The following is a 2,340-nucleotide window of genomic DNA, read 5'->3' as shown; positions in this document are numbered from 1 at the left end:
CGTCGTTCCGGCACTGGGCGCGTGAACTGGCCGTACAGGCTGAGAGCGAGGAGACACGGGCTGAGCTGCCCGAGTGGATCCGGCTGCTGCGGGACCGTGACCCGCTGCTGACTCCACGCCCCGTGGACCCGGCCCGTGATGTCGGCGCCACGATGTGCGAGGTGTCGGTGAAGATTCCGATCGAGACCACGACGGCCCTGCTGACCAGTGTCCCGGCCGCGTTCCATGCCGGGATCGACGACGTCCTGCTGACCGGACTGACCGCGGCGACCGCTGAATGGACCCGGCGGCGCGGACAGGACCTCAGCAGCGGGATCTTGGTGGACGTGGAAAGTCATGGCCGGATCCCGCTGACCGAGGGTATGGATCTGTCCCGGACCGTGGGTTGGTTCACGAGCACACACCCTGTCCGGCTCGGCCACGGGGCCATGGACTTCGCCGGCATTAGGACGGGTGGTCCGGCTGCGGGTGGGGCTGTGAAGCGGGTCAAGGAGCAGTTGCGGGCGGTGCCGGGCGAGGGGCTGGGCTACGGCCTGCTCCGTTACCTCAACCCTGAGACCGCGCCCGAACTCGCGGCCCTGCCGTCCGCCCAGATCGGCTTCAACTACCTGGGGCGATTCGCCGCCGGGGCAGTTGGCCAAGGGCCGCGGAAGGACTGGTCACTTGCCGACGAAGGTGGACCGGGCGGTGGAGCGGACGGGGAGATACCAGTGCTGCACGCCCTGGAGGCCATGGGTGTCGTCCACGATCTGCCCGAGGGCCCCCAGCTCACGCTGAGCCTGGCGTGGCCCCGGCACCTGCTGGACGAAAAAGCGGTGCGGGCTCTGGCTGACGGCTGGGCGGCGATGCTGACCGGCCTCACCAACCACACAACGGTTTCCGGCGGCGGCCACACTCCGTCCGACTTCTCGCTGATCACGCTGGATCAGAGCCAGATCGACGACCTTGAGACAGAACTTGCACAAGAAGGGGGAACACGATGACGCAGATGCGGGTCGAGGATGTTTGGCCGGTGTCACCCTTGCAAGAGGGTCTGCTGTTCCATGCGCTGTTCGACGAGCAGGGCACCGATGTGTATGTGGAGCAGATGGTCCTGGGTCTTGAAGGGCCGTTGGACGCGGGGGTCCTGCGGGCGTCGTGGCAGGCACTGCTCGACCGGCATGCGAGCCTGCGGGCGGGCTTCCGGCAGATGGCCGGGATGGAACATCCGGTTCAGGTGATCATGCGTCAGGTGGACTTGCCCTGGCGTGAGGTGGACCTGTCCGGGCTGGACGAGGATGCGGCCTGGGCGGAGTCGGAGCGTATCGGGATCGAGGAGCGGGCCCGGCGGTTCGACCTCGCCGTGCCGCCGCTGCTGAAGGTGCTGCTGGTCAAGGTGGGCCAGGACCGGCATCGGATGATGGTCACGCTGCATCACATCCTGCTGGACGGGTGGTCGCTGCCGATCCTCATGGGAGATCTCTGGGCTGCTTACGCGGCCGGCGGCAGCACGAGTGGGCTGCCCGCGGTGGCTCCGTACCGCGAATACCTGGCGTGGTTGAGCCGTCAGGACAAGGAAGCGGCACGGGATGCGTGGCGCCGGGCACTCGAGGGGGCTGAAGAGCCGACGCTGGTCGCTCCGGCCCACCGGGACGAGGCCCCGGTCCTTGGCGAGGCGGTCTCCGTCGAGGCGAATGAGGCGCTGAACGGGGCCCTCCAGGCCCTGACCCGTGCGCATGGCCTGACGCTGAACACGGTGGTGCAGGCGGCTTGGGCTCTGCTGGTGGGCAAGCTCACGGGGCGTCGCGACGTGGTGTTCGGTGCGACAGTCGCGGGACGGCCCGGCGATCTGCCGGGTGCGGAGAGCATGCTGGGTCTGTTCATCAACACCGTTCCGGTGCGGGTGCGGTTCGATCCGGCGCAGACGGTCGCCGGGACGCTGGCCGAGATTCAGGACCAGCAGTCGGCGTTGCTCGATCACCAGCATCTGGGGCTCACGGAAATCCAGCGACTGGCCGGAGCCGGCGCCAACTTCGACACATTGATGGCGTTCGAGAACTTCCCGGGTGACCCGGATGCTCCGCCTTCCATTGACGCCGTGACGCTCACTGGGGCCGAGATGCGGGAGTCGATCAACTATCCGCTCGGGCTGGTGGCGGGTTGGCGCGATGGGCTGGGACTGCGGTTGACGTATCGGCCAGATCTCTTCGACGAGCAGTCTGCTCAGGCGCTTCTTGATCGGCTTGTTCGGATTTTGGAGCAGATGACGGCTGGTCCGTTGATGCGGGTGGGTCAGATTGAGGTTTTGGACCCGTTCGAGTTTTCGCGGGTGGTGGATGGGTGGAATGACACGGTGCGGCC

At 67.3% G+C, this 2,340-nt stretch carries 2 protein-coding genes; both read left to right on the top strand.

Annotation, left to right across the window (positions count from 1 at the left end):
• On the top strand, positions 1-983 hold a 983-nt coding region (locus tag ACFWP7_RS42520), incomplete at its 5' end, for a condensation domain-containing protein (RefSeq protein ID WP_384394002.1).
• Positions 980-2,340: condensation domain-containing protein (locus ACFWP7_RS42515; protein WP_384393999.1), on the top strand; the 1,361-nt coding region annotated here is incomplete at its 3' end. The genes ACFWP7_RS42520 and ACFWP7_RS42515, both read left to right, overlap by 4 nt.

Source organism: Streptomyces sp. NPDC058470 (genome assembly GCF_042721055.1).
Lineage (GTDB): Bacteria > Actinomycetota > Actinomycetes > Streptomycetales > Streptomycetaceae > Streptomyces.
This window is presented reverse-complemented; position numbering and strand designations above follow the sequence as displayed.